Source organism: Flavobacterium mekongense (assembly GCF_047038255.1).
Classification (GTDB): domain Bacteria; phylum Bacteroidota; class Bacteroidia; order Flavobacteriales; family Flavobacteriaceae; genus Flavobacterium; species Flavobacterium mekongense.
Genome location: NZ_CP174374.1, coordinates 2,996,500 through 3,023,459 on the forward strand (window position 1 = coordinate 2,996,500; position 26,960 = coordinate 3,023,459).

The window sequence follows — 26,960 nt, forward strand, 5'->3', positions numbered from 1 at the left end:
TTAAAGAAAACCCATCAGACTTCTCCTCTAAGCACTGCTTGAGAGTTAATGAACAGTTGTCGTTTTTTCGTCTTCCGTGAGAAAAGGCAGGATTTGTTTGCGTCTTTCCTGACTTTCCGGCTTGCGCCCACGGAAGCGGAAACCTTTGTGAATATCGTCTTTCGTATCCGCATCGCTATCACTTTTATTGCCGTCTTTGCTTTCCTCCTCACCGACAAAAGCTTTCTCCAGTTGTTCGTTGCAAATCATTTCATCGGTTTTATCAAGCACGAAATTATCGCCCTGACGATAGGCATCGATATAACTAAAGGCGTAAACGATACTGCTGAAGGTCAGTAAAACACCAAGCTTTTGCCCGATGAGCCAAAGCACAATCCCGGCAAACAGGAATACGGCAGGCTCTAAAAAGCACTCCACCAAACGGATAGTTGTTTTGATGTTCGGGATTTTAACTTGCAGGAAACGCGGGTTTATCTCACCACTGGACAAGCTGAAATGGTCAAAATTAAAAACGCCTGCCTCCCTTTTATTGCTCTTGTAATGCGTCCAACCCATGTAAGCGAAAGCAATCAGGAAGACATACCAAAGAAAATACTGAGCCATAAACGAGTCCTGCTCGTCCGCGGCAAAACGGAATTTCCTGAAAAACCTTGCGGCTTGCGAAGATAAAACAGGGTAAACCCCGAGGATAAAAATAACCGTTATAACGGATGACAGTCGGAAATAGCGTTGTCCGAAGTTTTTGCGGAGAAAGACCTCAAGCAGTAAACGGGGATAAGAGGCAATCATGCGGAATAAACCCAATACAAGATTAAACAAGATGTTTTCCCTGCGATACGTGTGACGGAAGTAAAGATTTTTTTTCATGTGTCGTAAATTTTAAAGTTGAATTATTGATTCTTGGTTGAATTTAACCTTGCTGTCGCTGTTCCCTTTTTGAGAAACATTGCCCTGCAAGTGAATGTAGCCCTCAACCACAAAGGCGTTTTGTTCGCCGCCTGTCATCAGGCGGTTGAATTGTTCAGGTCGTATCAGACGGTCGAATTTGATGGATTTGGTGCGCGAAGCCGAAAACTGCCCTGCCGCCGTGGTGGTACTGGACGTTTCCTCGAAACACACATCCCCGAAATATTCAGAGGCGTAGCGGTTCGTGTCCACATCCGCATTGGCGTGAAATATCTTCGTATTGAGCGTTCCCAAAAAGCTTTTGACCTTTTGCTCCGCCCTGCCGCCGCCCATATTGGCGTAATAGTTCGGAAGGTTCTGCGAGATATACACGGTCGCAATCCGGCTACTGCGTGCCGTGGCCTGATAATCCGCGTCGTGTTCATGGATGAAATTCTGGGCTTCGTCCGCCCACAGGAATACGGGGCGGTCGTTCTCTGCGATATTGCGTTTCTCCATCGCCTTTTGCCAGATGTACTTGAAGAGGATTTGGCTGTCCCTGCCGACTTTTTGATAGAGCTTGACGGGCAGGTTTATCAGGATGATTTTACCTGCCAGACTGTCCTCGGGTTTGAAGTTCGAGGTATTGGCACAGAACAGGGATAAAATCGGCTCTCTGAGTAACCGGAACAAAAAACCCGTTAAGGAGAAGTCGATAATCGAGCGGGTTTTTTCGCTCAGGTTCATAAAGCTTTCAAGAAAGAACTGGTCGATGAAGCTCAATACGCGGGCATCCGGCACGGCTTCAAACAGGCAAGCTTCATAGGTGTTTTGCTGTTGAAGTTGAGCGCGTTTGCTTTTATCAAGACCTTGCTCCCATGCCGTGACCTTGGCTTGAATCTTGTCTTGCGCCACCGTAAACGCCTTGTAAAAGGCATTTCTTGCGCCGTCCTTTAGTCCTTTGCCATCCGATTTTGGCAAGGATTGGGCAATACTGTAAATTTCCTGAACGCTGACCTTGCCGTAGGCGAGTCTGCAAAGGTCAACCACATTGAACAGGAGCATATCCAAAGCCGACTCCCAAAACGGATCGTCAGCCTTGCCGCTTGCTTTCTCCTCACTGGCACGTATAACGGTTTTAAGCACGTCCACGATGTTTTCAGTCAGGTTGCCTTGAATGCCGCCATCGCCATTCAGGAAGTTAAACTGATAAGGGCTATCAGGCTCTATAATCAGCAAGTCGTCTGACCGTCCTGCTTCCTTGCAGTAATCGACCCAAAGGTCTTTTTCATCAGGTTTGACAGTCAGGACAAGACCGCCGAAGCCGTTTTGGAGATATTTAAGGGCAAGCATCCTGCCTGAGCCGGATGTCTTCCCTGAACCGATACCGCCGAATATTTGCACCCCTTCCACCGCTTGGCGTATCGTCCAGCGGCTTTCGTCCTTGGTATTGGCGTTGAATACCAGTATAGGGGTGTCGAGATTAAAAGTGTTCATGCTGTTGAAAAAAAAAATTAATGGTCTTTATCAAAATCTTTGGTCTGTGTTTTATCCTCAAAGGCGGATTTGAGTCTGTCAGGGTTCAAAAACAAAGGGCGGTTTTCAAGTGAACGCTCAAGCGTGTATTCCTCGATGCCTGCTTTTATTCCTTCTATGCGCGGAGAGCTTGCTTTCAAACCTGAAAGGCATTCCCCAAGTTCAGGCAGGAATTTAGAAACAGTATATCCGTCATTAAATCCCATGATAAAATCCTGCATTTCCTGATTGGTTGCTTCCATCTTAAAAAATATTGCGGGCGTGTCGCTCCAGATAAACATTGATTGAATTGCGGTCGTACAAAATGACCTTCTTTTGTGGTTGGGAAAAACGGATTTTCCCCTCGTCCCGCAGCTTTTGAAGTGTGGTGCGGGATTTGATATTCAAAAGGCGCATCGCCTCGATATCCGATACCCATGTATCAAGTTCGTTCTGTTTTTCGGTCTTCAAACGCGCCACGACGTTTTCGACAAGGGCATAGAAAGCCTTGTCCTCCATGCATATAACTTCCATAGGGTTTAAGTTTTAAGTAAGTAAAAATTGAGAATACAAGAGGCAGGACGGCATCCCTTGCACAGATGCGTCTTTCTTGGATTGTGGCAACAGAAGAAATAAACGATTTTATCTCCCTGCCGACAGCTTTTTAAAAGTTAGGACAGGAAACGCAGGGTAAATCCGAAGTGTTGGATATACTCGACAAGTATCAACTCGTAAGGATTGCGATATGTATCTGCCAAGTGTTTCATTGCGTCTTGAGGTTTATGCCGTAAAAAACGGTTTCAGGTGTTTTACGGCAGACTGTCCTACAATGTTACAGAGGATAAAGAAAAACTGTCAGAAAATTGATGAAATACTTAAATAATCGACGAAGTGGATTATTCTTTTGTTCATGATGAACAAAAAAATAACCGCATGTTTTCATGCGGTTATATACAAAGCTTTTTTGACTTTTGTTTTTTTGCCATCAATATTGACTTTTCTATGTTGGAAAAGAGAAAGCCATTACCTCTATCTTGACTTCCCTGTTTGCATCTTCAGGATGTCTAAATATATACGAAAAACTACTTTCATTTCTGTCACCTACGTGTCGCACAAACAATGGATGCTTCTCCACTTCTTCATTAATCCTTCCCAATACAGTTGAAAAATCTGCATTTGGCACGAAAAAAATCAAAGTTGATTTTGTATCTCGCCATGTCAAATAACCAAAGAGCTGGTCAATGGCAGCCTGCACTTGTCCAGCACCGCGCCATACTTTACATTCAGCAACAAACAAATTACTTCCATCATCGCTCTTTAATACTATATCGGTCTTTCCAAGTTTGTTAAATGCTTCACCTGCGGCAACTGCACCTTTGTATCTTGACTCGAGCATCATTAAGCCAAGGTCTCGAAGGTCTTCTTCACCTTTTCCTTGATAAAGTGAAGGCTTTTGCTCTGCACTTCTATAAGTGCTATGTAATGTCTCAAGAACATCTAAATACATCGCCTCCGGCATATCTTTTGACGGTACTGCCTTTTTAACAATCACAGCATTCTCTTCCGTATCAAATAGTTCTGTCAGCAATCCAATTTCCTGTGGAACTCTCGGGGTTAAAATCTTTATCATTGCTTGAAAGAACTCATGCTTCTGTTCTTCGGTCATCTCGTCAATGATGTCCCAATAGTACTCTTGACGTGAAGTGCTTTTGCCCTCATCACGTCTATTGTCAATGTATTTTGTATAACTTAAAGGCAGGTCTTCGTTAATTTCCCTTGCGACATTTAAAAATTCCGATCCCGTCATGTAAGCGGGACCATTTATAATCTTGAACAAGCGCCCATACGCCTTGCTCCAACTAAATTTATTCATAGGTTTTTGTTCTTGTTTTTGAAATAATTTCAAAGTCGATGTTCCTGATGAAACATAGTCCGCTCCCTTTGCACTGATAAAATATTCACATTGCCCATCCAAAGTAGAATTGTCACGACCTCGAATAAACTCAACTAGACCTAACCGCTCAACGTCATATTCAAGAATTTTAAAATTATCCCTGTTTTGCTCACTTGGTAGTTCGCTTAATTCCAAAACACTTGCAAATGAACTTGGAAAACTTGACTCATGAAGAAGACCATATAAAAACTTGTCTACGAAATATGCCTTTTGTTCGGGTGTCATCGGCAATCAGTTTGAAAAGATGTGCATATAGTCAAGTGACTTACTCAAATGTCCTTCGAGATAACCAACAACTTTTTCATCTTTTACAATTTCGTAACCAACCACGTAGGCAGGAAAAGTCGGCGCACCTCCAATGGATATACCTATATCCTGTGAATGACGAACCGCCCTTATTTCAGTTTCTGAAATATTATATTGGCTTGCTAACGACCTTTTGGCCTCTGCAAGTTTTGCTTCGAAATCTGTGTGCGAAAAGCCTCCTTTTTGCTCAAAATTAAAATTTTTCATACCATCAAAAATATTTACACAAAGATAATCAATTATTTAATGCATCATTTTTTGTGTCATATTACTTTTACAAGCATCCAATCATAAAAAAGCCTCCTTATTGGAGGCTTTTTTAATGGAATTCTTATTTTTATGCTTTCTTTAAATCTGGGTTAAGACTGTTAAATAATTTTGCCAACACAATCTGATCAATCTTTTCTGATGTGAGATAATTTTTAACATAGACATTATCAATTTCAGCATTAAATGTGTTTTCAACTTTACTAACAAATCCAAAACTTATCGCCGCTGCTATATCTGCAACTTTATCATCATCTAGCGAACTAAAATTGGCTTTTATATCAGCTTTTAAAGAAGCTTCCGATAATTTAGATTTATTAATTTCGCCTTTGAGTTTAAAAACAATAAGTCCAGTAGTAGCCGCCCTTTGACTATTTGGAGCAGCATAATCTCTTAAAGCTTTGGAAAAATTATCTGTACCTGTCTTTTTCGAGTCAAGTCCATTTAAGAACAAACTTAAGCGGCTCATATAATCATCATCAAACTCAACAACAATCATAATTCCACTATACTTTGTCTGAGCTGTAACTGTTTTACTCAAATAGTTCATCAAAGACGATGTAACCTCAATGTTATTAGCCTTTAAATCGGCTTTAATATCGGCTGTTATCGTTGCCGATAACTTTTTTGTTACATCCTTACTTATTTGAAAACTTGATTCAGTGAAAGTAAACCTCTTGGATTGGATAAGTTTTCCTATATCTATAAATTCTCCTTTAAAAATTAATGCTTTTCTGTCTGCATAATTTGTAAGTGAGTTCCAAGCTTCACAAAACTTAATAAAGTCTTCTCTATTTTTGACGTCTTTGTCCCCTTGAAGATTAGGTATAACAACTTCATCATAATAAGTCATGTTTATTTCATCTAATAACGGATAAGCACCTTTATCTATCAGATTAAAAAGACTATGGGGCTCATCTTCCATATACGAATTTCGATAGCTTCCAATATTTTTTAAATAAAAATCTTCATTCCTAAGTAATACCTGAGGTAATTCTCTGTTCCACTTTTGTTGTGTAAGATTCGCTGTTCCACCAATATCCTTAACTTTTAATACAGTATTAAATACTTTTACTTTCCCTTGAGAGAATAAAATATTTGTCGCCAATAAACCGAATAATAGAAAACAAGTACCTTTCTTCATGATGTTATAATTTAAATGATTAATATAGATTATAGTCTAAATGCTCAAACAAAAGAGCATCCAAACTTTCACAGATTTAATCGGTATTTTTACAACTAAAAATTACAAACCCAACCTATGTAGGATTGTAAATCATTGAGAATGGCTGAAGTGGTATTGCCAATCATTATAAAATTAAGAAAGTATTTAATGACCATTATATAGAATCGTCAAAATGCGAATTTAATCGTTAAAAAACATCGCGAAATGAAAACATTAAATTCTAAGCAAGAGACCATAGTAATTCCCAGTCTCCTCTTTCGTCTTTGGCATCTTTTGCCAATTAAAAACATAATCCCCTTTGAGTACCATGTCAGGATAATTTGGGTTGTTTGTTCTATAAGAAAGAACCGTGTTTGCCTTATATGACTTACCTTGCCCTAAATCAAAGTCCTTAGTCTTATCACTGTATTTTTGTTTAACAACGTAATGCTCATGGTCTGTGACAAGAATAAAATAACACATTTCAACACCCTGCCGCTTATATGCTTCAAGTTTCAGAATGTCCTTAAATGCGTCATATCTATTATTTGGCTCTCGTTGATTTTCTTTCTTAAAGAATTTTATCTCAATCGCAACCTTTGTCAGTTTGGAATTGAAAAGATATTTAATAAAAATGTCTATCCTGCCTTTATTAGATTTGTTTCTTGAATAATCTTCCTCGAAAAGAAAACCACTTTCAAATTCAAGATGAAACTGGTCTTCAACCCGAAACTCATAGAGTTGCCCTAGTGCTTTTAAAATTGAGCCAAATTCAAACTGAAATGAAAATTCATTTTCTGCTTTGATGCCGCCAAAACCGAGCTTATTTGAAAAAATGGTAAAAGCCTGCTCAATAAGTAAATTAAGAATATACTCGCCCGTTCTGTTTTCTCTTAAATCAACAAGCTCAATCGCTTCTTTATATTGTCTTTCAATTTCTTCGTTTGACGTCATGGCATTAAAATTTGTTGATGCTAAAAATACACATAAAAAGACAACAATAAAAAAGGGACTCATTATTGAATCCCTCTTTATTTACTGAAATTTACTCTTCCTCTGGTTCGTCAAACTCTTCCGGCTCAGGTTCATCGGCAAAGTCATATCCGAATTCTCCATCTACTGCACCACCTTTTACTTGAATATCCGAATGATTGTAAGCGCCAACCGGATACTCCCATACATCGTATGTGATTTCGATTTCATTTGGACACTCCTCGCAATCAAAAGTTGTCTCCCAAGTGTATTGATATTCGGGACCCATATTTCTCTCATGTGTGCCTGTGTGCTCAAAATCTGCATCGTTTGCGTCATACTCATTAACATGATTGCAATTCGAGCAGGTTACCGAAAAACTTCCATTTACTATACTCATAAAATTATTTTTTAAAATTAGTCTTTATCGTTTCTACTCAATTGCTGACACCAACTGCACATACCCCCATTATCTTCTGCCGCCGACATTTCCGACCAGGGGATATCATGACCGCATCTACTGCATTCATCATACTCATAGTGGCTAATAGCTTTCTCAAATACAAATCTCTGTTTGTCAGTCAGTGCGTCATATCCTCTGTCTATGACCAGCTTGGCAATCCCTTCCTCTTTCGAGTCATTGAACCTCTTGCCATCAAGAAGCTCCTGTATAAACCCGCCGAAATCTTCTTCATGGTATCTTTTTGTCTCCATACGTTTATTGTGTTTAAAAAGTTAGTTATTAGAACGATAAGAAAGACAAGATTCGTGCCTATAGTCAAAAAGTGACAATTTGACACACACGTAATAAGAAAGTCTGGGATAAAAAAATCACCTTCCTATATATTCCACAGCAAGATTGTGTATGCGGATGATTTCATTAAAAATCGGTTTGATATGAAACTTCTTACCCAAGATTTCAAAATACTGTTCATCTAAATAATAAGCACGGAAAACAAACAACGGTTCCCGAAGCTGTTCTTTAAATCCTATAAAGTTGGGATATAACGTGCCTGCTATCGGCTTTGAAAAAAGTTCATCCAGTTTTTCATCAAAATGCTCAATAAAATTTCTGACCGTTTTGTCTCTTAAAATACTGTCATCATCTATCTGAAAAAGCTCTCGCAAATGTTCCGCTCTATTCCGGTGGATATCACGCTTGCTCTCGTGAACAAAAAAATACTTTGAGAGCATGGCGGTTTGATTAACTATGTTTTGTAGTAAATCCAACAGGTGTAAGTCATTTTTGTAGGCATCAACTTCGTCCAGATTCTCAATAAAAATATCAATGGAAGTAACTGCGGAGCTTGTTATTGATAGAATGCTCTCAATGTAGAAGACCTGATAAGGTGGGTGTATTTTTAAAGTATTTTCCATTTTGTTAGATATTTTTATTTTGTGCTAATATAAGAAAAAGCCCCTAAGGGCTTTTTGCTTTGTTGTTTAACATCAATTACAATTTATCCAAGAACAGCATCCAAAGCTTCGTCTGCATCCTTGTATATAAAATTAGCTTGGTAGCCGATTGTGGTCTTGATATCGCTATGTCTGTACAGCTTTTGAAGCATTTGAACCGGTATTTTATCACCTGCCAAAGTCGCAAAGGTATGTCGTGCAATGTGCATGGTAACTTTAGCTTCCACATTCGCGGCAGGCAAAACGAAATTTGCCAATATCTTGTTACACCTGTTTACCGTTTGAGCAATAATCCTTTTTACTTCAAATTCGTTGCTCAAATCCGGCAATACTTTCAAGTCAGGAAAAATAAGGTCATTGCTTTTTTCTTTGTCCCCTAAATATTTATTTAAAATGACAAGAGCCTTTTCAGGTGCTTTTAAAGAACCTGTCTTGTTGTTCTTTCCCATTGTGTAATGCAAACGCATTTCCCTGAAATCCGACCAACGCAAACGCAATACGTCCGAAACACGCATCCCTGCAAAGTAGTAAGAAACAAGCCATATATTCCTAGCATGGTCATGGCTGAATATAGGCAAGTCCACCGTTTCAAGTTTCGCAACATCTTCGGGATTGATACCTACCTTAGTACTGTCCGGAAACTCTATGGAAGTCTTTCCTTTTCCGAATGGATAATATTTTTCTTCCGTTACGCCGTCTTTGATTGCTTGACTAAAAACCGTGCGTATCATCATCATGTAGTTAGCAACTGTGCGGTCGCTACTTTTACGCTTGGCGGCAAGTTCAACCTTGAATCTGGATAAAAGCCCCATAGTAATATCCGAAAAAGCAATATCGCTTAAACCTGTTTCTGCCACATCTTTTTTACCCGTAGGCTTTTCTGCTTTGGTAATATCCCTGCCGCTGACAAACAACTGGAAAATTTTGACACGGGATTTTTCAGCGATGAAACAATTATAGTTTCCCGTTTTCTCTAGATTCTTTAAATAGATATGCGCCTGTGCAAAAAAAGTAGCACCACCCTTAGGCTTAATCTTTTGCTTTATCGCCCTTGTTGAGACTTCTTTTTTCTGTGTCTCAACTTCCAAAGAGGTATCGCTTGCCTCGGCTTTCTTGGCAAGAATGTAGTTATTTAACCTTTTAGAATTGGGATGCGATGTTTTGACACGCTGTTCATCCTCAATCCAGTCTTCTTTTTTCACGGAATAATCCATGAAAATATAAGATGATTTTCTATCTTTGGTAATTCTCAATGCAAGCGGAAAAGTCCCGTCTTTCTTGGCTCTTGGATAGAGCACGACTTTTATTGAAGCCATAAATGTTGTTTTTATTACATATCAAAGATACGGAATTTTGCTAAAACAATGTTAAAACAAATGACGTTTTTTTGTGGTTTTTAATGAATTAGTATTTTTAAAAATCCTAGTAAAATAAGGCATTTCAGCACATATCGAACCATATAGAACCAAAAAATAAGGATTCATAACCCTGAGGTCACGGGTTCAACTCCCGTCCTCGCTACTTTAAAAGGTTCGGTCTTTACCGGACCTTTTTTTATGCTCCTACATCCTTTCCTACTACTTTGTTTTTCAATCAATTGTGGCATTGAAACTTAAGCACCTGCATTTTATTTTGTAAGTTTTATTCCTTATTTTTTTCAAAAAAGATGTATTTCATCGATTTTATTTTGCTTTTAATCGATTAAACAATTAAAGCATGTAGATTTGTTATGTCAAACAAAGGAAATGTATTTCAAAAATCATTTCACAATAATATTCATAAACTAAAACCCCTACAGTTATGAAAAAAACTACCCCTAATCTACGCACTAATTTTGCCATGCTTGTGGTTTGCTTTTGCACCACATTAACATTTGGTCAAAATCTTTATGACTCTAACGGAACTATCATTTGGGATGCCACTGCTAATAGTTCTTACAACAACAATGTCGATCTTATAGGAAGGGACGATAATGCCGGACTCAATAAGAAGCAAAACACAGACATTATTCCTCAACCTATGTTATTAATAGGATTAGGAACAATAGCGGCTAACAACGCTACAAATCCGAATTCTTTTGCCACAGACATGAACTTCTTAGTTTGGGGTGACAACAATGGTGATATGAGCGATACAGACGGAGAATTGACCATCACTTTTAACGGTGGTTCCGGAATGACAACAGTTGTTGATACTCCCAATAAATCATGGAAAATCATTGAGAATGGCGGAGATATAGGCGCCACCAGAATCTCAATTCCAACCTCAAGTTTGAGCGGGCTACCGGCTTTAACAGCAAATGACGCTTATGTATTGGTAATTGCTGATGATGAATCATTCTCTGTTAATGTTGAAACAGTTTTTTTAAGTACCAGTGGTGCTAACCAAATAGCTGATTATGATTTTGACGGAGTGAAATTTTTCACTTTCGGAGTTGCCAAACAAAATACTGGTTCTCGTCAAATCGTTTTTGATGGTTCTGATGATTATATCAAGTTTAATAATGTGAACAATCTAGCAGGCTCATTTACAATGATGTTTTGGATTAAACCAAACGGACAAAATGAATTGACCGGCGAAAGAACAATTGTTTCAAAATATGATGGAACATCAGGCTACAGAGTTTATCTCTCTACAGACAACAAACTTAACGTTATTTGGAATGGTGGCACTTTGCTAACGTCAAACACCGCTTTCCCTAATGGAAAATGGCACAATGTAGCCTTAACATTCGCCATTAATAAGCTAAGTCTTTACATTGATGGTGTACTGGACAGAAGCATAACCACAACAACACCGGCAGTAAATAATCATAGCTTTACAATGGGAGGCGAGTATTACAGTAAATATGATATACGCAATTACTTCAAGGGAGATATCGATGAATTCCGCTTATGGAACAGAGCTTTAGGATTAACCCAACTGAGATTTATCTTGAATCAAGAAATCCTCCAAAACAGCTCCAATACTAAAGGAACAATATTACCTGGCACTATATCTAAAAATGATGTAAGCACAGTTAAATGGTCTTCCTTAGTGGCTTACTACAGTATGAACTCTTTCATTGGTACTCATATTGATGACGATTCATCGAACAAAAATCGCGGATACCTTGTATCACAAAGCGAGGTAGCCGTTGAACTTCAAAAAGCACCTCTTCCCTATCAATCAGTTGCCGGCGGATCATGGAGCAGTGCAGCCACATGGTCTGGTGACGCTTCTGTTGATGCCCCTAACAGCTTATCAATCGTTGACAATGTTACCCCAATTAGCTGGAATATTGTTAAAACTGATCACAACATATCATCAACAGTAAACAACAGGGTATTAGGACTTGTTGTTGCTAATAACACTTATGCCGTTACCAATGATACCCGAGTGGAAATTACTCATTACTTAAAATTGAATGGCAAAATTGATTTGGTAGGCAGATCGCAGTTAATCCAAATAATCAACAGTGATCTTGATCCATCCAGTTCAGGCTCTTTGGAGCGTGATCAGCAAGGACAATCCAATAAATTTAATTACAATTATTGGTCATCTCCTGTTGGCGCAATAAACAGTAGTGCTAATAATCAAGGCTACACATTAAGTAACATTTTAAAAGACGGTACTACTTTAACCCCACAAACCTTAAATTGGACCTCTGGTGTAAATGCCTCTGCTACGAGTCCGATTACTTTGTCAAAATATTGGATTTTTAAATTTCAAGATTTTGCCAACGGTACAGCCAATTGGTCTTATGTTGGCAATACCGGAACGATTTTACCGGGACAAGGTTTTACTTTAAAAGGAAGTGGTGCAGCTACTGCTAATCAAAATTACACTTTTGTTGGAAAACCAAACAACGGAACCATCACTTCTTCTGTCTTACCAAACAATTTAAATTTAACAGGAAATCCTTACCCTTCAGCCATAGATGCGAATAAGTTTATTGATGACAATGCCACAAGTATTACCGGTACCTTATATTTCTGGGAACACTACAGCACAAACAACTCTCATGCTTCTCAAGATTATCAAGGAGGCTACGCCACTTACACTAAAACCGGAGGAACAGCTCCTGTAGCTCCATCAGGAATTAGCGGTTTGGGGTCAAGTTCAAAAAAACCCAAAAGATATATTCCGGTTGGACAAGGTTTCTTTGTAAAAGGATCAGCTACAGGCGGCACAATCACCTATAAAAATAGCCAAAGATCATTCATAAAAGAAAATTCAGCATCCTCTTACACACTATTCCGTTTAGCATCTCCGGTAGCCAATAGTGATAACCAAGAAGATAATGGCGATACCGAAGTTCCTGAAGAACTATTTATGAAAATCCGTTTGGGTTATGACTCTGCTGATCAATACCATCGTGAAACTTTGATTGGTTTTATGAACCAATACGGATCGACCGGTTATGACAATGGTTATGATGGCGTAAGTATGGAAACATTATCTAATGATATGTACTTCATTTCAGGCAATTATAAATTGAATATCTTAGCAGATGGCTATTTTAATACGGCTAACACTTATCCTTTAGGTGTTAAAAATGCTACCCCAGGAAATATTAAATTCAGTATCGATGAACTCGAAAATATCCAAGAATCGTTTCCTATTTACTTGTATGACAATGTAACCAACACTTACACTAATTTGAGAGAACAAGCCTATAAAGCTAATTTACCGGCTGGCACATTTGAAAACAGATTCTCATTGCGCTTTAGTACCGGTGCTGCCTTGTCAACACAAGATAATTTGTGGAATGGTTTACAAATCACTCATGCCCAAAATACACAAGTGGTAACTATTAAAAACAATGCATTACAATTAAATATCAGCGGCGTTGAATTGTACAATTTATTGGGACAAAAAATCAATACTTGGTCATTGGAGAACCAAAGCCAAGAAGAAATCAATCTTAAAGTTAACCAAGCCTCTTCCGGTACTTACTTAGTTAAAGTAATCACTAACAAAGGAAATTTAACTAAAAAAATAGTTTTATAAAAACCACATAAGTAAAGTAATTCATTTGTTTTTTTAATTCGCGACTCGGTTATGCCGAGTCGCTTCTTATTTACGACCACTCATCGAAAATTAAACATACCGCTTACCGATAAAATATGTTAATACAACGATAAAAAAAGACAGGAAAACGTATTTTTTTGTAAGTATTTTACATTTATAAAAAATAAATAAGTGCATTTCATCGATTTTTTTGTGCTTTTTATCGATTATTTAAACTCTTTTGTATAGTTTTGAAACGTCAAATAATCAAATGAAGAGTTTAACAATCTTCACAAATAAAAAATCACATAATTAAGCCCAGAGTTATGAAAAATTTATTAACCAGATTAGTGAAAAGAAGTTACCTACTTTTATGGCTATTTTCAATAGCAACGTTTTCTCAAGTAACCATCAGAAGTCAATCTTTTGAAAGTGCTACTTCGGACAATTTAAGTTACACCGTAACATCAACTTCTAATATTACCACTTCATCAGGTACAGGAGTATCCGGAAGCAATTCATTAAGTTTTAGAGGAAATAACCAATATGCTACATTTCAAAATGTAGACATAACCGGTTATGCCAATGTTGAAGTTTCTGTTTCATTTGCCTCACTTAACGTTGACAATGATGAAGATTTATTCATTCAATTTTCTTATGACAATGGTAGCAATTATCAAAGTGCTGTAAAATTAGTGGACGGAAGCAGTAACAAAACGATTTCCTACGGTACTTCAGATGCCTCTTCTAACCCCTATGTCTTTAGCGTACCTTCTGGCAACAACAGCATAAGATTTCGTATATACTGTGTAGGCGTTGATAATGGAGAATTTTACTATATAGACAATGTAACAGTAAGAGGATATGCAAATCCGGAGATTAATCTGCAAGCCAACGGTAATAACATTGCCTCAGGGAGCACCACTATTTCTTCAACTATAAACACTGATTTTGGTAGCACTGATGTAAACTCAGGAACTGTTTCGCAAACCTTCACGGTTCAAAACATAGGTCTTGCAAATCTGTCAATCTGGTCAGTTTACACAGACAATGGAGATTTTTCAGCTTCCATTTCATCTTCAACAATTGCTTCAGGAGGCTCGGCAACCCTAACAGTGACTTTCAATCCTGTTTTAGCCGGTACTCGCAGCGGATTGGTCTATATCTCAAACAGCGATAGCGATGAGAATCCTTATTCTTTCAGAGTTCAAGGATTAGGAACAGAGCAGGAAATTAATCTACAAGGAGGTGTTGTTCTAACTGACATTCCAAGTGGTACTACAACAACTTCTGATGCTACCGGCACTAATTTTGGTTCAGTACCAACAACAAAAACATTTACAATTCAAAATACCGGGACTAGTCCGCTATCCTTATGGTCTGCCTGGTCATCATTAACAGACTATAGTGTATCTTTTTCACCAAGCACTATACCGGCAGGAGGCACAGGAACTTTAACGGTGGTTTATAATCCAACAGGAACCGGGACCCGCACTGCCACTATATCACTTTCTAACAACGATGCTAATGAAGGAACTTATACTTTTAGAGTTACAGGAACTGCAACAGACAGAGAAATTAACGTAAAAGGAAACGCCATTAATATTGCTTCGGGAAGCACAACTATCAATGTCGATCGCAACACAGATTTCGGCAGTACTGATATCAACACAGGAAGTGTGACTAATAACTTCACCATAGAAAACACCGGAGTTAACAGTTTGTCTATTACTGCTGTTTCCTCTAACAGCGGTGACTTTACAGTATCTTTTCCTGCTACCTCTATTCCGGCATACAGTTCAGTGACTTTACCGGTAACATTCAATCCAACAGTAGCCGGAACCAGAAATGCAGTTATTACCATTAACAACAATGACAGCAACGAAGGAACTTACACTTTTGCCGTTCGCGGTATTGGAACAGAACAAGAAATTAATGTACAAGGCGGAACAACGCCAACTAACATTCCAAGCGGTTCTACTTCAATTTCTTTTACTACAGGTACCAACTTCGGATCCTCTGCTGTAACAAGAACTTTTACAATTCAAAACACCGGAACCAGTAACTTAAACATTTCATCCGTTGCTTCTACTTTAGCAGAATATGCAGTAAGTGTATCTTCAAATGTTGTAGCACCGGGTAGTTCTGCAACACTAACTATTGTATTCAATCCTTCTATAGTTGGAACAAGAGCAGCAACTATTACCATTGTAAGTAATGATTCCGACGAGAGCAACTATACTTTTGCCGTTTCAGCTAACGTTACTGACAGAGAAATTAATGTTAAAGGAAACGGTGTCAGCCTAATCAATGGTCATACCTTAATTAGTGTAGCCAGAAATACCGATTTCGGTAGTGTTCAAGTTGATGGCGGATTGTCTACTAATAGCTTTGTAATAGAAAACATTGGAGGATTACCTTTAAATGTTACTAACATCACCTGCAATAATACTTTTGATTATGTTGTGAATTTTACTCCTACCTCTATTCCGGCAGGAGGAACTATGACCTTTACAGTAGATTTTAATCCAATTACCAACGGTGTAAGAACCGGAACAATTTACATCAACAATAACGATGCTGATGAGTCTAACTACCGTTTTAATATTTCCGGTAGAGGTTTACAAGACAATGACGGTGATACAGTTGACAGCAGTATTGATATTGATGATGATAACGACGGTATTACTGATATCATTGAATGTGGAACTTGTTTGAGTGATCCTTTTGTAAACGGTAGTTTTGAGACTCCGGTTATTGCAGCTTCAAGCTATGCAATACTACCAACAAGCAGTGTTAATGGTTGGCAAACCAGTGCCGAAAACTTTATCGAAATTTGGAGTAGCGGCTTTAACGGTGTACCGGCTGCCAGTGGAAACCAATTTGCCGAATTAAATGCCAATATACCCGGAACTTTATACCAAACGTTTTGCTTAAACGGTGCCGGCGGTACTATCAATTGGTCTATCAAACATAGAGGAAGAGGTGGCGTTGATCAAGCATTCGTTAAAATGGGAAGTACTTTAGCTGAAGCTTTAGCTTCAACACCAATTGTTGAAATGGTGGACGGAAATACAGCTTGGGGTACTTACTCGGGAATTTATGCTATCCCGGTGGGACAAACTCAAATTGTAATTACTTTCCAAGCGGGTTATACCGGTTCAGGAAGTGCCTCAGTCGGAAACTTTATCGATGACGTTCAAATTGTAATCAACCAAGGTTGTATCGATTCTGATGGTGATGGTATTCCGGACACTGAAGATTTAGATTCTGACAATGACGGTATTCCGGATATCGAAGAAGCCGGTTTCAAACAATACAGTAACAACACTGCTACTTTCGACAAAAGCAACCCTTCCCTTTGGACAGATGCTAACAGCAACGGTATGAATGATTACATCGCCAGCATGATTACAGCAGGAACTTACAATGTACCTGATACTGACGGTGACGGTTTGAGAAATTATTTAGATTTCGACAGTGACAACGATTCTTTCTTCGATGTAAATGAAGGTGGAATATTGAATGGTGACGGAGATATCAACGACGACGGTAAAGGGGATGGTGTTGATACCGACAGAGATGGTATATTGGATTTATATGACAATGCTACTTCTTTTGGTACAGTGGCCAGAAGTTATGCTCAAGATACTGATGGAGACGGAATAGCCGACTTCTTAGAATTAGACGCTAATAACGATGGTATTTTCGATATTACAACCTCTTTATACGACAATATAGACACAAATAATGACGGAAAAGTGGACGGAACTGCCGACGCTGACCGTGACGGAATCTTAGATGCTTTTGATACGAATGCAGCAGTAAAAGGTTCGCCGAGAAACTTGAACAAAAAGTTATTATTAGACTTTGACGGAAGAAATGACTACGCCGTGAGCGCACCTGTTTTGGGCGGATTAGCCAATGCAACTTTAATGGCTTGGATTGATTTAAGAAACGGATACAATGATGAAGGTGTAGTGGTCGGCCAAGATAAGTTCCACCTCAAGGTGAACAATAACAGAAAATTAGAAGCTGTGGTAAACGCAACTTCTGTAATGAGCACTGATGCATTAAATACTGCTCAATGGTATCATGTAGCCGCAGTTTTTAACGGCGCTGAATTAAAACTGTATTTAAACGGAGAATTGATCAAAACCAAATCGGTGTCCGGTGGAATCGAAGCTGATGCAACCAACTTTACTCTGGGTAAAAATCCTTCAGCTCTAAACAAATTCTTTAACGGAAAAATAGATGAAGTTCGCGTGTTTAATACTGCGCTTACTGATACTCAAGTTCAAAGAATGGTTTACCAAGAAATTGAAAACAATGGTTCTCAAGTTCGCGGTACTGTAATCCCAAGAGACATCCAATCGTTACCATACGCTAATTTAATTCGCTACTATCGCATGGATACCTACAAAGATGATATTGTGGATGATTTAGTAACTCCTGGTTTCGATGTTGGAACCGGAATGAAAATGTACAACCATAAAAACATTTATACGCAACAAGCACCTATGCCTTTTGTAACCAGAACTACCGGAAGTTTTGCAACCGCGGTTAACGATACTGCTAATGACATTAGAGGTTTAGACCTAAACGAATACGGCTATGCTATTGTAAGAGTAAACCACAATATCACCGAACCTGCTAATGTAGCCACTATGGGGATGATTGTAAGTCCGGGCGTTACTGTTGACATGAACAACGACAATAAATTGGAAAACAAATGGTATTTAAAATTAGACGGTAAACTCGACTTAAGTGGTAAGTCACAATTGGTACAAACCGTCGATAGTGAATTAGACGTGACTAGCGCAGGATACATAGAAAGAGATCAAACCGGGCAATCTAACAGATTCAATTATAACTATTGGTCTTCACCGGTTAGTACAATCAACAGTACTACTGTAAACCATGGTTACACTGTAGCCGGAGTAATGAAAGACGGAACTACAGCAACCCCGCAAAACATCCAATGGACAACCGGTGTTAACAGTATAGCTTCCAGCCCAATAACTTTGAGCAGCTACTGGATTTTCAAATTCCAAAACCTGACTAACAGTTATGCCAACTGGACTACCGTTGGACAAAACGGAACCTTATTGGCCGGACAAGGATTTACTTTAAAAGGCTCTAATGCATCAACGCCAAAACAAAACTACACTTTTGTAGGTAAACCAAATAACGGTACCATTACTTCAACAGTAGCGGCTAACAATTTGAACTTGTGTGGTAATCCATATCCGTCGGCTATTGACGCTGATAAGTTTATCGACGACAACATCGGTTCAATAACGGGAACCTTATTATTCTGGGAGCATTACAGCACCAATACTTCTCACAATACGGTTCAATACCAAGGAGGTTATGCCACTTATACCAAAGTTGGTGGTACAGCTCCGGTAGCTCCGGCGGGAATCAGCGGATTAGGGAACAGTAACCGTTCAGCCAAAAGATTCATACCGGTTGGCCAAGGATTTTTTGTGAGCGGAAATACAACCGGCGGCACAATTACCTTTAACAACAGCCAACGTATCTTTATCAAAGAAGACAATGCGCATTCTCAGTATTTGTTTAGAAATGCCGGAATGATGGCTAATAACACCCAAGCGGCTATCAATGCTGAAGACACTTTCGAAACAGAACAATTCACCAAACTGAGATTAGGTTATGTGTCGGCTAACAATTACCACCGACAAATATTAATTGGATTTATGAACCAACATGCAACCAGCGGTTTCGACAACGGTTATGATGCCTTGAGTATCGAGACTTTAGCCAGTGACATGTATTTTATGCAAGGAACCACTAAGTTGAACATTATTGGAGACGGTTATTTTAACGCCAACAACAGCTATCCTTTAGGGATCAAGAATGCTACCGCTGGAAATGTAAAATTCAACTTAGACGACAAAGAAAACTTAGACGAAAACCAAGAAGTTTACATATTTGATAATACAACCGGTATTTACCACAGCATCAAATCACAGCCTTTTGAAATCAACCTTCCGGCAGGTACTCATGAAAACCGTTTCTTCTTGAGATTCTCTCCTAATGGTTCATTAGGCACTAACGAAAACGAAATACAAAACGGTATCTCTGTAACCCATTCGCAAACAGACAATACCATCCACATCAAAAACGAATTGATGGAAGCTACCATTAAATCGGTAGAATTGTATAACTTATTAGGACAAAAAATAACCGATTGGTCATTAGACAACCAATCTGAAACAGAAATGCACTTGCCGGTTAACAATGTAAGTACGGGAACTTATATTGTAAAAATTGCCACTGACAAAGGTGATATCAGCAAAAAGATTTTGACTAAATAATGAATTGGATTTGACAAAAAAACTCTCCGTTTAAAACGGAGAGTTTTATTTATTAACCGTAAAATTAAGACTATGCTATTATTACTTACACTTAAGCTAATTTCGCTAAAATACCCACTACATCAGTTTCCGATTGTTCGCCGGTTAATAGGTTCTTCAAAATAAACATATTGCCTTTAATTTCTTTCACTACAAAAGGGATTTGACGTCGTTCCGCATGCTTGAATTGCTTATCAATTTTAGCCGCATCAGGATAAACCTCAGCTTTGATTCCTTTGGCCCTTAGGTTTGTCACAGCTTTCATCGCTTCAAAAGCCTGACTTTCGCCAAAATTTAAAAACAATACTTGCGTTGAAGTCGTTACAGTTGGCGGAAACAAATGCAATTCTTCCAAGACCAAATAAATGCGGTCTAAACCAAATGAAATTCCTACGCCACTCATATTTTTCAACCCGAAAATCCCGGTTAAATCATCATATCTACCTCCACCGCCAATAGAACCCATAGCCACACCTTCAGGAGCGGCAACTTCAAAAATAGCACCCGTGTAGTAATTTAACCCGCGCGCCAAAGTTACATCCAAATCCAAGTAGGCTTTTTGCAATCCTAATTGGGTTACATGGTCACAAATAAAGCGCAATTCTTCAATCCCTTTTTTGCCTTCTTCAGAGGTGACCAACAATTGCGACAATTTGGCTAATTTTTCTTGAATGTTTCCGGTAAAGCTAAATAACGGCTGTACTTTTAACAAAGCGGCTTCCGAAATGCCTTTCTCTAACATTTCCTTTTTAACGCCGTCCTCACCTATTTTGTCGAGTTTGTCCAAAGCCACCGTAAAATCAATCAGTTTATCCGAAGCACCAATAACCTCAGCAATCCCGGATAGAATTTTGCGATTGTTAATTTTTATCGTCACGCCTTCCAATCCCAAAGCGGCAAAAACCGAATCGTACAATTGCACCAACTCGACTTCCTGCCACAACGAAGCAGACCCAACCACATCGGCATCACATTGGTAAAACTCCCTGAAACGGCCTTTTTGCGGACGATCTGCACGCCAAACCGGTTGGATTTGATAACGCTTAAAAGGAAACTCAATCTCGTTTTGGTGTTGCACTACATAACGCGCAAAAGGCACTGTTAAGTCGTAACGCAAGGCTTTTTCGGAAATTTTTCCGGTCAATTTTTTATAATTGATGTTTTGCAATTCTTCCGCAGGAACTTTATCCAAATAATCCCCCGAGTTCAATATCTTAAAAATCAGCCTATCGCCTTCTTCACCGTATTTCCCCATGAGGGTTTCGGAATTTTCAAACGAAGGTGTTTCTATTGGTTGGTATCCAAATTGCTCAAAATGACGACGCATAATCGAAATGATATAATTGCGTTTGGACACCTCAACAGGTGAAAAATCTCTTGTGCCTTTGGGAATACTCGGTTTTTGTGCCATTGTTAATTAAGGATTTAGGAATAAGGATTTAGGAATGGTCAAATTCAGAAAATCCTAAATCGAAAATCCCAAATCCTAAATCATTTTGCAAATATCTTATTTTTTAAAACTATTTCCACTACGGTTGTAATATTCTTGTAACAAAAGCCGTATTTTCGTGTCAAATAACCGTTATGATTGGATTATTCAGAGAAAACGTCAAAATTGCGTTGGGTTCGATACGAGCGCAACTGCTTCGCACCATATTAACGGTGGTTATTATTGCTATCGGAATCACCGCTTTGGTAGGTATTTTAACCGTAGTTACTGCCATCGAGTACAACCTCAACTCGAGTTTTGCTTCGATGGGTTCGAACACCTTCAATATCAACCAGTACGAATCTACCGGTAGACGTCGCGGCAACGAAGAAATTGAAAAAATCAATCCCATCATCAGTTATCCCGAAGCCAAAGCTTTTAAAGAAAAATTCAATACCCCTTTTACCCAAACTTCCTTGTCTTTCATTGCCACTTCCAATGCCGAAGTAAAGTTTGAAAACAAAAAAACCGACCCGGAAATTTCCGTATTGGGCATAGACGAATACTACTTAACCAATTCAGGTTTAGAAGTAACGCAAGGTCGAAACTTCAACTCATTTGACATTTCCAACAATGTTTATGCTTGTGTAGTAGGCTCCGATTTTGTGACCAAAGGATTATTGAAAGACATCAACCCTATTGATAAAATAATCTCTGTAAGAGGTGCGAAATTCAGGGTTATTGGTGTGCTTAAGGAAAAAGGATCTACTTTCGGAAACAGCCAGGATTTACGTGTGATGATACCTATTCAAGTGGCGCGTTCCATGTTTTCAGCACCTAACATCAATTATTCGTTAAGCACTATGGTATCGAAGAAAGAATTACTCGACGAATCCATCGACAATGCAATTATTACCATGCGAAAAATTCGAAAATTGAATCCTGTGGAAGAAAACAATTTTGGTATTTCTCGAAGTGACGATTTGATCAACCGTATCGGAGAGTTGACCGGATTTCTATCATGGTCGGCTTGGATTATGGGAATCATTACCATTTTAGGTTCTTCAATAGCTTTGATGAATATCATGGTGGTTTCTGTAACCGAAAGAACCAGAGAAATTGGCGTTCGTAAAGCTTTGGGCGCCAAGAAAAGCACTATAGCCTTTCAGTTTTTTATCGAAACCCTGACTATCGGACAAATGGGTGGCTTTTTCGGGATTATCTTAGGAATACTTATTGGTTTTCTTATTTGCTTGGCTGCAGGCTGGGATTTTGTAATTCCATGGGGTGCCATTATGGCTGCCTTTATAACGAGCTTCATAGTAGCCTTGGTTTCCGGATTGTATCCTGCCATTAAAGCTTCTCAACTCGACCCGATTGAAGCTTTGCGTTACGAATAATTTTTAAGCTTTGGTTGCCGAAATCATGCGGTCGTTACCGTAAATATCTTGGCGTAATTGCACTTCAGTAAACCCAAAACTTTCTACCAAAGCAAGCGTCTCTTTGCCCAAATATTGGTTAATTTCGAAGTACAACTTACCGTTTGGCATTAAATGATTTTGCGCTAAAGTCGCAATTTTTCGGTAAAACAACAATGCATCATCATCTGCCACAAACAAAGCCAAATGCGGTTCGTGCTCCAATACATTTGGTTTAATCTCAGCTTTTTCCAAATGCCTTACATAGGGCGGATTGGAAACAATAACATCAAAAACTTGACCTAAATCTTCAGTAGCCAATATGTCTTTTTGAATAAAATGAACCTCAACTTCATTCAGTGCTGCGTTCTTCATAGCCGTAGCCAATGCCTTCTCGGAAACATCAATAGCATAAACTTCGGCCTCAGGTAAATTTTTCTTAATCGCAATCGGAATACAACCACTACCGGTGCCTATATCAAGAATACTAACTTTTCCCCCTTCCCTTTTCCCTTTTCCCTCCGCAAGAATCAACGCAACCAACTCTTCCGTTTCCGGTCTCGGTATTAACACATGCTCATTCACCAAAAACGGCAAGCCATAAAACTCAGTTTCGCCCAAAATATATTGAATGGGTTTTTGCCTTTTCAGTTCGGCCAAAGCACTTTCCCAACGCAACAACTGTAACGCATCCATTTCCATTTCGGGCTCCAATGCCAAATCGATTCGTTTTTTGCGGTGGAAACTTTCCAGTATGAGAAAAAAGAAACTTTCTATTTCTTGGGCATCATAAATAAAAGAAAGTTCTTGAAAGAAAGTGTCTTTATATTGCTTAATTACCATCGCATTTAGTTGTTATTGTCGGCATTCAATACTTTAATCATCCAAACAGGACAAGTGGAATGACCGGTATTGCCTAAGGGTTTGCAAAGGTATTCAAATCCCGCTTTTTGATACAAGTGTTGGGCGGCTTTCATTTCGGGCAAGGTTTCGAGATAGCATTTTTCGTAGCCGAATTCCGTTGCTTTCTGTAAACACAACTGAATCATCTGAATACCAAACCCTTTCCCTCTGGCTTCTTGTAAAAAATACATCTTTTGCAATTCACAAATATTTTCCGTTGAATTGTCAAGCGGACTAATACCGCCGCCGCCAATTATTTTTCCCTCATTTTCAACTACAAAATAAACAGCTCGAGGCTTATCATAAGTTTCAAACATAAAATCGAGTTGAACATCGGCAAATGCCGTTCCTGTTTTAGGATAGTTATCAACCGTAAAAACTTCTCGTATAACGGCAGCAATTTGCGGATTGTCTTCCTTTTGGATTTCACGAATTATAATGTGACTCATTCTAAAAGTAATGTCTTATTTTTGTGTGGTGAAGATACATGAAAAATACCTATCGCGCTGTATCCAATTGGCCAAAAATGGCTTGGGCAGTACTTATCCCAATCCTTTGGTAGGTAGTGTTATTGTACACAATGGTAAAATTATAGGCGAAGGTTGGCACCGAAAAGCCGGAGAACCACATGCTGAAGTACACGCTGTAAATTCGGTAAAAGACAAATCACTTCTTAAGGAATCTACCATATACGTTTCGTTAGAACCTTGCAGCCACTATGGCAAAACGCCGCCTTGTTGCGACTTAATCATAGCCCACAAAATTCCGAAAGTCGTTGTTGGCACCATTGACCCTTTTAGCAAAGTGGCCGGAACCGGTATTGAAAGGTTGCGGGAAAGCGGTTGTGAAGTTATCGTAGGTGTTTTGGAAAAAGAGTGTTACGAATTGAACAAACGGTTCTTTACTTTTCACAATAAAAAAAGGCCATACATTATTTTGAAATGGGCAGAGAGCAGTGACGGATTTATAGCGCCTTTGACAAAATGCAAAAAAGAGCCGGTTTGGCTATCCAACGAATATTCTCGCCAGTTGGTACACCAATGGAGGTCGGAAGAGCAAGCCATATTGGTAGGTACGCAAACTGTATTAGATGATAATCCGAGATTGGATGTGCGTGATTGGACCGGAGAAAATCCGGTTCGCATAGTGTTAGATCGCTCAGGAAAAATTGAAGATTCCTATTTTAACAACAACGAAAATTTGAAAACTATAGTTGTTACCGAACAAGAAAATTTGACATTTGGCGATAATGTTAGAACAGAAATTATTACATTTGATAATCAACTGTCGCAAAAAATAGTTGAAATGGTTTACCGAAAAGGACTGCAATCCCTCATCGTTGAAGGCGGAAGACAAACGCTGCAAACTTTTATAGATGACCAACTTTGGGATGAAGCTCGGGTTTTTGTTAGCAACAAACCATTAGGTGAAGGCATTCCGGCACCACGATTAAATCGTATTGGAAAAACCATAAAAATAAAAGCTGACCAACTAAATATTATTTTGAGCCATGATTAATACTATTATTTTTGACTTTGGAGATGTTTTCATCAATTTAGAAAAAGAGAAATCAATTGAAGAGTTCAAAAAATTAGGATTGGATGGTCCGAATGAAGAGTTATTAGCCCAAAACGATTTGTTCGAAAAAGGAAAAATCAGCGAGCTCGAATTTATAGAAAGTTTTCAAAAGTTCATTCCGAATGCTACAATACAAGAAATCATTCAGGCTTGGAACTCGCTAATTGGGGATTTTCCGTTACACCGATTGGAGTTCTTGCAAATGCTCTCCAACAAATACCGCTTGTTTTTGTTGACCAATACAGATTCGATTCACATTAGTCGTTTTGAGCATAAAGTTGGAATGTCTTTTTACACCGATTTTTACCGTTGCTTTGAAAAGGTATATTATTCCTATGAAATGGGCATGCGAAAACCTGAGCCGGAAATTTTCACCACGATAATCAACAAACACGATCTTTCGCCTAAAAGAACACTTTTTATAGACGACAAAAAAGACAACACAGATATTGCGGAAAGTTTGGGTTTACACGTTTGGAACCTTCAACCGGGTGTTGACGATGTTGTGAACTTATTCGAACAAAAGCACCTGCCTTTTTAATTAGGCAACCCAACTCATTTTCATCAAATTCAAATTCATATTACCTCAGTAGCGGTTTTTGACATGAAAGACACCTACAACACTATAGCTGTTCCTTCCCCTGAAATTCTTTACAAAGAAAAAAACAGTAAGTTTTTCGGCTATGCCTTTCCGGTTACCAACGAAGACCAAATCAAGTTGCATTTAGAGCAATTACGCAAACAACACTATGGTGCAGTCCATTTTTGTTATGCTTTTCAACTGGGAACAGAAACCGTTTATTACAGGGCTAACGATGATGGCGAACCAAGTAATTCAGCCGGTATGCCAATTTACGGACAAATTCAATCCTTTGGACTCACGAATGTATTGATCGTAGTGGTCAGATTTTTTGGCGGCGTGAAATTGGGTGTCGGCGGATTAATTTCGGCTTATCGCACTGCGGCGCAAATGACCTTACAAGAAGCGGAAATCGTTGAAAAAACCATCGACTTACATTATAAGATATCTTTTGACTACAAAAACATGAATAAAGTGATGCGAATTATCAAAGAAAACAACTTAGATATAGTAGCCCAAACCATGAGTGAAAGTTGCGAAATTGAAATAGCCACCCGAAAAAAAAATGCCGAGAAAATCTTCGACATCTTTAATCATTTGTTTGAAATTGAGATTCAAAAAATTTAACTGTTCATCACATCCAAAATGTATTGTGGCGGAGGAATAGCTTTTCCCAATTTTACATCCACAAAAACCAATATGAAATGTGCAGTTGTTAATAACTCATTGTTTTCATTGCGAATTTCGCAATCAAATTCTATCTTCACTGAGGATTGACTTTTAAACTTGGTTATCACTGTAAGTAAGTCGTCATAACGTGCTGGCTTTTTGTAATTTATCGTCATGGAAACTATAGGTAACGCAATTCCGCTCTCTTCGAGCGATTTATATGAAATCCCTTTATTTCTAAGCCATTCCACGCGTCCCATCTCGAAATAAGGCACATAATTACCATGATAAACCACACTCATTTGGTCGGTTTCGGAATAACGAACCCTAACTTGAATTTGATGTTCTTTCATCTGTTTTTTTTGCTTTTAATCTATTTTCAAAATTCTTATTACAACAATATTTTTAAAAAATCAATACCGTATAAATTTTTTTTAACGAATTTTATTCACATATTTGTTATCCCGAAAATCGAAATGATAATCACTATCATTTTTGTTAAGAAACCTATCAATAATTACAATAATTTTT

22 protein-coding genes are annotated in these 26,960 nt (G+C 38.5%); 6 read left to right on the forward strand and 16 right to left on the reverse strand.

All coding sequences use genetic code 11. From position 1 onward, the window contains the following. Window positions 1-45: 45 nt before the first annotated feature. From ACJG85_RS13130 to ACJG85_RS13185, 12 genes are all read right to left on the reverse strand, one after another. Entirely contained in the window at window positions 46-867 is an 822-nt protein-coding gene (locus tag ACJG85_RS13130; protein ID WP_412476629.1) for a hypothetical protein, read from the reverse strand. A 12-nt stretch (window positions 868-879) separates the two neighbouring features. Next, a complete protein-coding gene (locus ACJG85_RS13135) occupies window positions 880-2,382 on the reverse strand; it encodes a type IV secretory system conjugative DNA transfer family protein (RefSeq protein ID WP_412476630.1) in 1,503 nt (500 codons plus the stop codon). 17 nt (window positions 2,383-2,399) lie between these two features. Next, window positions 2,400-2,663, reverse strand: coding sequence for a hypothetical protein (locus tag ACJG85_RS13140; RefSeq protein ID WP_412476631.1), 264 nt, complete (start codon window positions 2,661-2,663; stop codon window positions 2,400-2,402). A 1-nt stretch (window position 2,664) separates the two neighbouring features. Further along, on the reverse strand, window positions 2,665-2,934 hold the full coding sequence (locus ACJG85_RS13145) for a helix-turn-helix domain-containing protein (protein WP_412476632.1): 270 nt from the start codon (window positions 2,932-2,934) through the stop codon (window positions 2,665-2,667). 466 nt (window positions 2,935-3,400) lie between these two features. Further along, window positions 3,401-4,579, reverse strand: a complete 1,179-nt coding sequence (locus tag ACJG85_RS13150; RefSeq protein ID WP_412476633.1) for a hypothetical protein — start codon at window positions 4,577-4,579, stop codon at window positions 3,401-3,403. A gap of 6 nt (window positions 4,580-4,585) precedes the next feature. Continuing rightward, the gene (locus tag ACJG85_RS13155) at window positions 4,586-4,867 is read right to left on the reverse strand and encodes a hypothetical protein (protein WP_412476634.1); all 282 of its coding nucleotides are present in this window, start codon (window positions 4,865-4,867) and stop codon (window positions 4,586-4,588) included. Window positions 4,868-4,997: 130 nt separating this feature from the next. Further along, window positions 4,998-6,071, reverse strand: coding sequence for a hypothetical protein (locus ACJG85_RS13160; RefSeq protein WP_412476635.1), 1,074 nt, complete (start codon window positions 6,069-6,071; stop codon window positions 4,998-5,000). A 255-nt stretch (window positions 6,072-6,326) separates the two neighbouring features. Beyond that, window positions 6,327-7,046: a hypothetical protein gene (locus ACJG85_RS13165; protein WP_412476636.1), complete on the reverse strand. Its 720-nt coding sequence runs from the start codon at window positions 7,044-7,046 to the stop codon at window positions 6,327-6,329. 91 nt (window positions 7,047-7,137) lie between these two features. Continuing rightward, entirely contained in the window at window positions 7,138-7,353 is a 216-nt protein-coding gene (locus ACJG85_RS13170; RefSeq protein WP_412476637.1) for a hypothetical protein, read from the reverse strand. Window positions 7,354-7,481: 128 nt separating this feature from the next. Beyond that, window positions 7,482-7,778 (reverse strand): hypothetical protein, encoded by a 297-nt coding sequence (locus ACJG85_RS13175; protein ID WP_412476638.1) that lies wholly within the window; start codon window positions 7,776-7,778, stop codon window positions 7,482-7,484. A gap of 117 nt (window positions 7,779-7,895) precedes the next feature. Further along, on the reverse strand, window positions 7,896-8,441 hold the full coding sequence (locus ACJG85_RS13180; RefSeq protein WP_412476639.1) for a hypothetical protein: 546 nt from the start codon (window positions 8,439-8,441) through the stop codon (window positions 7,896-7,898). An 83-nt stretch (window positions 8,442-8,524) separates the two neighbouring features. Then, window positions 8,525-9,796: a tyrosine-type recombinase/integrase gene (locus ACJG85_RS13185; protein ID WP_412476640.1), complete on the reverse strand. Its 1,272-nt coding sequence runs from the start codon at window positions 9,794-9,796 to the stop codon at window positions 8,525-8,527. A gap of 484 nt (window positions 9,797-10,280) precedes the next feature. Between ACJG85_RS13185 and ACJG85_RS13190 the strand changes: the two genes are divergently transcribed. Both ACJG85_RS13190 and ACJG85_RS13195 read left to right on the forward strand, forming a co-directional pair. After that, window positions 10,281-13,472 (forward strand): LamG-like jellyroll fold domain-containing protein, encoded by a 3,192-nt coding sequence (locus tag ACJG85_RS13190; RefSeq protein ID WP_412476641.1) that lies wholly within the window; start codon window positions 10,281-10,283, stop codon window positions 13,470-13,472. Between the two features lie 326 nt (window positions 13,473-13,798). Continuing rightward, window positions 13,799-19,813 carry a choice-of-anchor D domain-containing protein gene (locus tag ACJG85_RS13195; RefSeq protein ID WP_412476642.1) on the forward strand — a complete coding sequence of 2,005 codons (6,015 nt, stop codon included), beginning with the start codon at window positions 13,799-13,801 and terminating at the stop codon, window positions 19,811-19,813. Window positions 19,814-19,904: 91 nt separating this feature from the next. Here the strand turns inward: ACJG85_RS13195 and hisS are convergent, their stop codons facing one another. Further along, window positions 19,905-21,263 carry a histidine--tRNA ligase gene (gene hisS / locus ACJG85_RS13200; protein ID WP_409679610.1) on the reverse strand — a complete coding sequence of 453 codons (1,359 nt, stop codon included), beginning with the start codon at window positions 21,261-21,263 and terminating at the stop codon, window positions 19,905-19,907. 173 nt (window positions 21,264-21,436) lie between these two features. On the opposite strand from hisS, the gene ACJG85_RS13205 reads away from it, so the two are divergent. Next, window positions 21,437-22,681 carry an ABC transporter permease gene (locus ACJG85_RS13205; protein WP_409679608.1) on the forward strand — a complete coding sequence of 415 codons (1,245 nt, stop codon included), beginning with the start codon at window positions 21,437-21,439 and terminating at the stop codon, window positions 22,679-22,681. Window positions 22,682-22,684: 3 nt separating this feature from the next. Here the strand turns inward: ACJG85_RS13205 and prmC are convergent, their stop codons facing one another. Continuing rightward, the gene (prmC, locus tag ACJG85_RS13210; RefSeq protein WP_412476643.1) at window positions 22,685-23,542 is read right to left on the reverse strand and encodes a peptide chain release factor N(5)-glutamine methyltransferase; all 858 of its coding nucleotides are present in this window, start codon (window positions 23,540-23,542) and stop codon (window positions 22,685-22,687) included. A gap of 5 nt (window positions 23,543-23,547) precedes the next feature. Next, complete coding sequence (locus ACJG85_RS13215; RefSeq protein WP_409679602.1) at window positions 23,548-24,051, reverse strand: GNAT family N-acetyltransferase; 504 nt, start codon at window positions 24,049-24,051, stop codon at window positions 23,548-23,550. A gap of 28 nt (window positions 24,052-24,079) precedes the next feature. On the opposite strand from ACJG85_RS13215, the gene ribD reads away from it, so the two are divergent. The 3 genes from ribD (at window position 24,080) to ACJG85_RS13230 (ending at window position 26,387) form a co-directional block, all read left to right on the forward strand. Then, window positions 24,080-25,120 carry a bifunctional diaminohydroxyphosphoribosylaminopyrimidine deaminase/5-amino-6-(5-phosphoribosylamino)uracil reductase RibD gene (gene ribD / locus ACJG85_RS13220; protein ID WP_412465180.1) on the forward strand — a complete coding sequence of 347 codons (1,041 nt, stop codon included), beginning with the start codon at window positions 24,080-24,082 and terminating at the stop codon, window positions 25,118-25,120. Then, window positions 25,113-25,721: an HAD family hydrolase gene (locus tag ACJG85_RS13225; protein ID WP_409679599.1), complete on the forward strand. Its 609-nt coding sequence runs from the start codon at window positions 25,113-25,115 to the stop codon at window positions 25,719-25,721. Before ribD ends, ACJG85_RS13225 begins: the two co-directional genes overlap by 8 nt. Window positions 25,722-25,784: 63 nt before the next feature. Further along, window positions 25,785-26,387: an IMPACT family protein gene (locus tag ACJG85_RS13230; RefSeq protein WP_412476644.1), complete on the forward strand. Its 603-nt coding sequence runs from the start codon at window positions 25,785-25,787 to the stop codon at window positions 26,385-26,387. Here the strand turns inward: ACJG85_RS13230 and ACJG85_RS13235 are convergent. Beyond that, window positions 26,384-26,782, reverse strand: a complete 399-nt coding sequence (locus tag ACJG85_RS13235; RefSeq protein WP_409679593.1) for an acyl-CoA thioesterase — start codon at window positions 26,780-26,782, stop codon at window positions 26,384-26,386. The two genes, ACJG85_RS13230 and ACJG85_RS13235, sit on opposite strands and share 4 nt — an antisense overlap. Between the last annotated feature and the right edge of the window lie 178 nt (window positions 26,783-26,960).

What these genes read in the sequence shown, in the direction of transcription:
- ACJG85_RS13130 (WP_412476629.1), bottom strand. Translation starts at nt 867, where the DNA reads ATGAAAAAAAATCTTTACTTCCGTCACACGTATCGCAGGGAAAACATC.
- ACJG85_RS13135 (WP_412476630.1), bottom strand. Translation starts at nt 2,382, where the DNA reads ATGAACACTTTTAATCTCGACACCCCTATACTGGTATTCAACGCCAAT.
- ACJG85_RS13140 (WP_412476631.1), bottom strand. Translation starts at nt 2,663, where the DNA reads ATGGAAGCAACCAATCAGGAAATGCAGGATTTTATCATGGGATTTAAT.
- ACJG85_RS13145 (WP_412476632.1), bottom strand. Translation starts at nt 2,934, where the DNA reads ATGGAAGTTATATGCATGGAGGACAAGGCTTTCTATGCCCTTGTCGAA.
- ACJG85_RS13150 (WP_412476633.1), bottom strand. Translation starts at nt 4,579, where the DNA reads ATGACACCCGAACAAAAGGCATATTTCGTAGACAAGTTTTTATATGGT.
- ACJG85_RS13155 (WP_412476634.1), bottom strand. Translation starts at nt 4,867, where the DNA reads ATGAAAAATTTTAATTTTGAGCAAAAAGGAGGCTTTTCGCACACAGAT.
- ACJG85_RS13160 (WP_412476635.1), bottom strand. Translation starts at nt 6,071, where the DNA reads ATGAAGAAAGGTACTTGTTTTCTATTATTCGGTTTATTGGCGACAAAT.
- ACJG85_RS13165 (WP_412476636.1), bottom strand. Translation starts at nt 7,046, where the DNA reads ATGACGTCAAACGAAGAAATTGAAAGACAATATAAAGAAGCGATTGAG.
- ACJG85_RS13170 (WP_412476637.1), bottom strand. Translation starts at nt 7,353, where the DNA reads ATGGGTCCCGAATATCAATACACTTGGGAGACAACTTTTGATTGCGAG.
- ACJG85_RS13175 (WP_412476638.1), bottom strand. Translation starts at nt 7,778, where the DNA reads ATGGAGACAAAAAGATACCATGAAGAAGATTTCGGCGGGTTTATACAG.
- ACJG85_RS13180 (WP_412476639.1), bottom strand. Translation starts at nt 8,441, where the DNA reads ATGGAAAATACTTTAAAAATACACCCACCTTATCAGGTCTTCTACATT.
- ACJG85_RS13185 (WP_412476640.1), bottom strand. Translation starts at nt 9,796, where the DNA reads ATGGCTTCAATAAAAGTCGTGCTCTATCCAAGAGCCAAGAAAGACGGG.
- ACJG85_RS13190 (WP_412476641.1), top strand. Translation starts at nt 10,281, where the DNA reads ATGAAAAAAACTACCCCTAATCTACGCACTAATTTTGCCATGCTTGTG.
- ACJG85_RS13195 (WP_412476642.1), top strand. Translation starts at nt 13,799, where the DNA reads ATGAAAAATTTATTAACCAGATTAGTGAAAAGAAGTTACCTACTTTTA.
- hisS (WP_409679610.1), bottom strand. Translation starts at nt 21,263, where the DNA reads ATGGCACAAAAACCGAGTATTCCCAAAGGCACAAGAGATTTTTCACCT.
- ACJG85_RS13205 (WP_409679608.1), top strand. Translation starts at nt 21,437, where the DNA reads ATGATTGGATTATTCAGAGAAAACGTCAAAATTGCGTTGGGTTCGATA.
- prmC (WP_412476643.1), bottom strand. Translation starts at nt 23,542, where the DNA reads ATGGTAATTAAGCAATATAAAGACACTTTCTTTCAAGAACTTTCTTTT.
- ACJG85_RS13215 (WP_409679602.1), bottom strand. Translation starts at nt 24,051, where the DNA reads ATGAGTCACATTATAATTCGTGAAATCCAAAAGGAAGACAATCCGCAA.
- ACJG85_RS13225 (WP_409679599.1), top strand. Translation starts at nt 25,113, where the DNA reads ATGATTAATACTATTATTTTTGACTTTGGAGATGTTTTCATCAATTTA.
- ACJG85_RS13230 (WP_412476644.1), top strand. Translation starts at nt 25,785, where the DNA reads ATGAAAGACACCTACAACACTATAGCTGTTCCTTCCCCTGAAATTCTT.
- ACJG85_RS13235 (WP_409679593.1), bottom strand. Translation starts at nt 26,782, where the DNA reads ATGAAAGAACATCAAATTCAAGTTAGGGTTCGTTATTCCGAAACCGAC.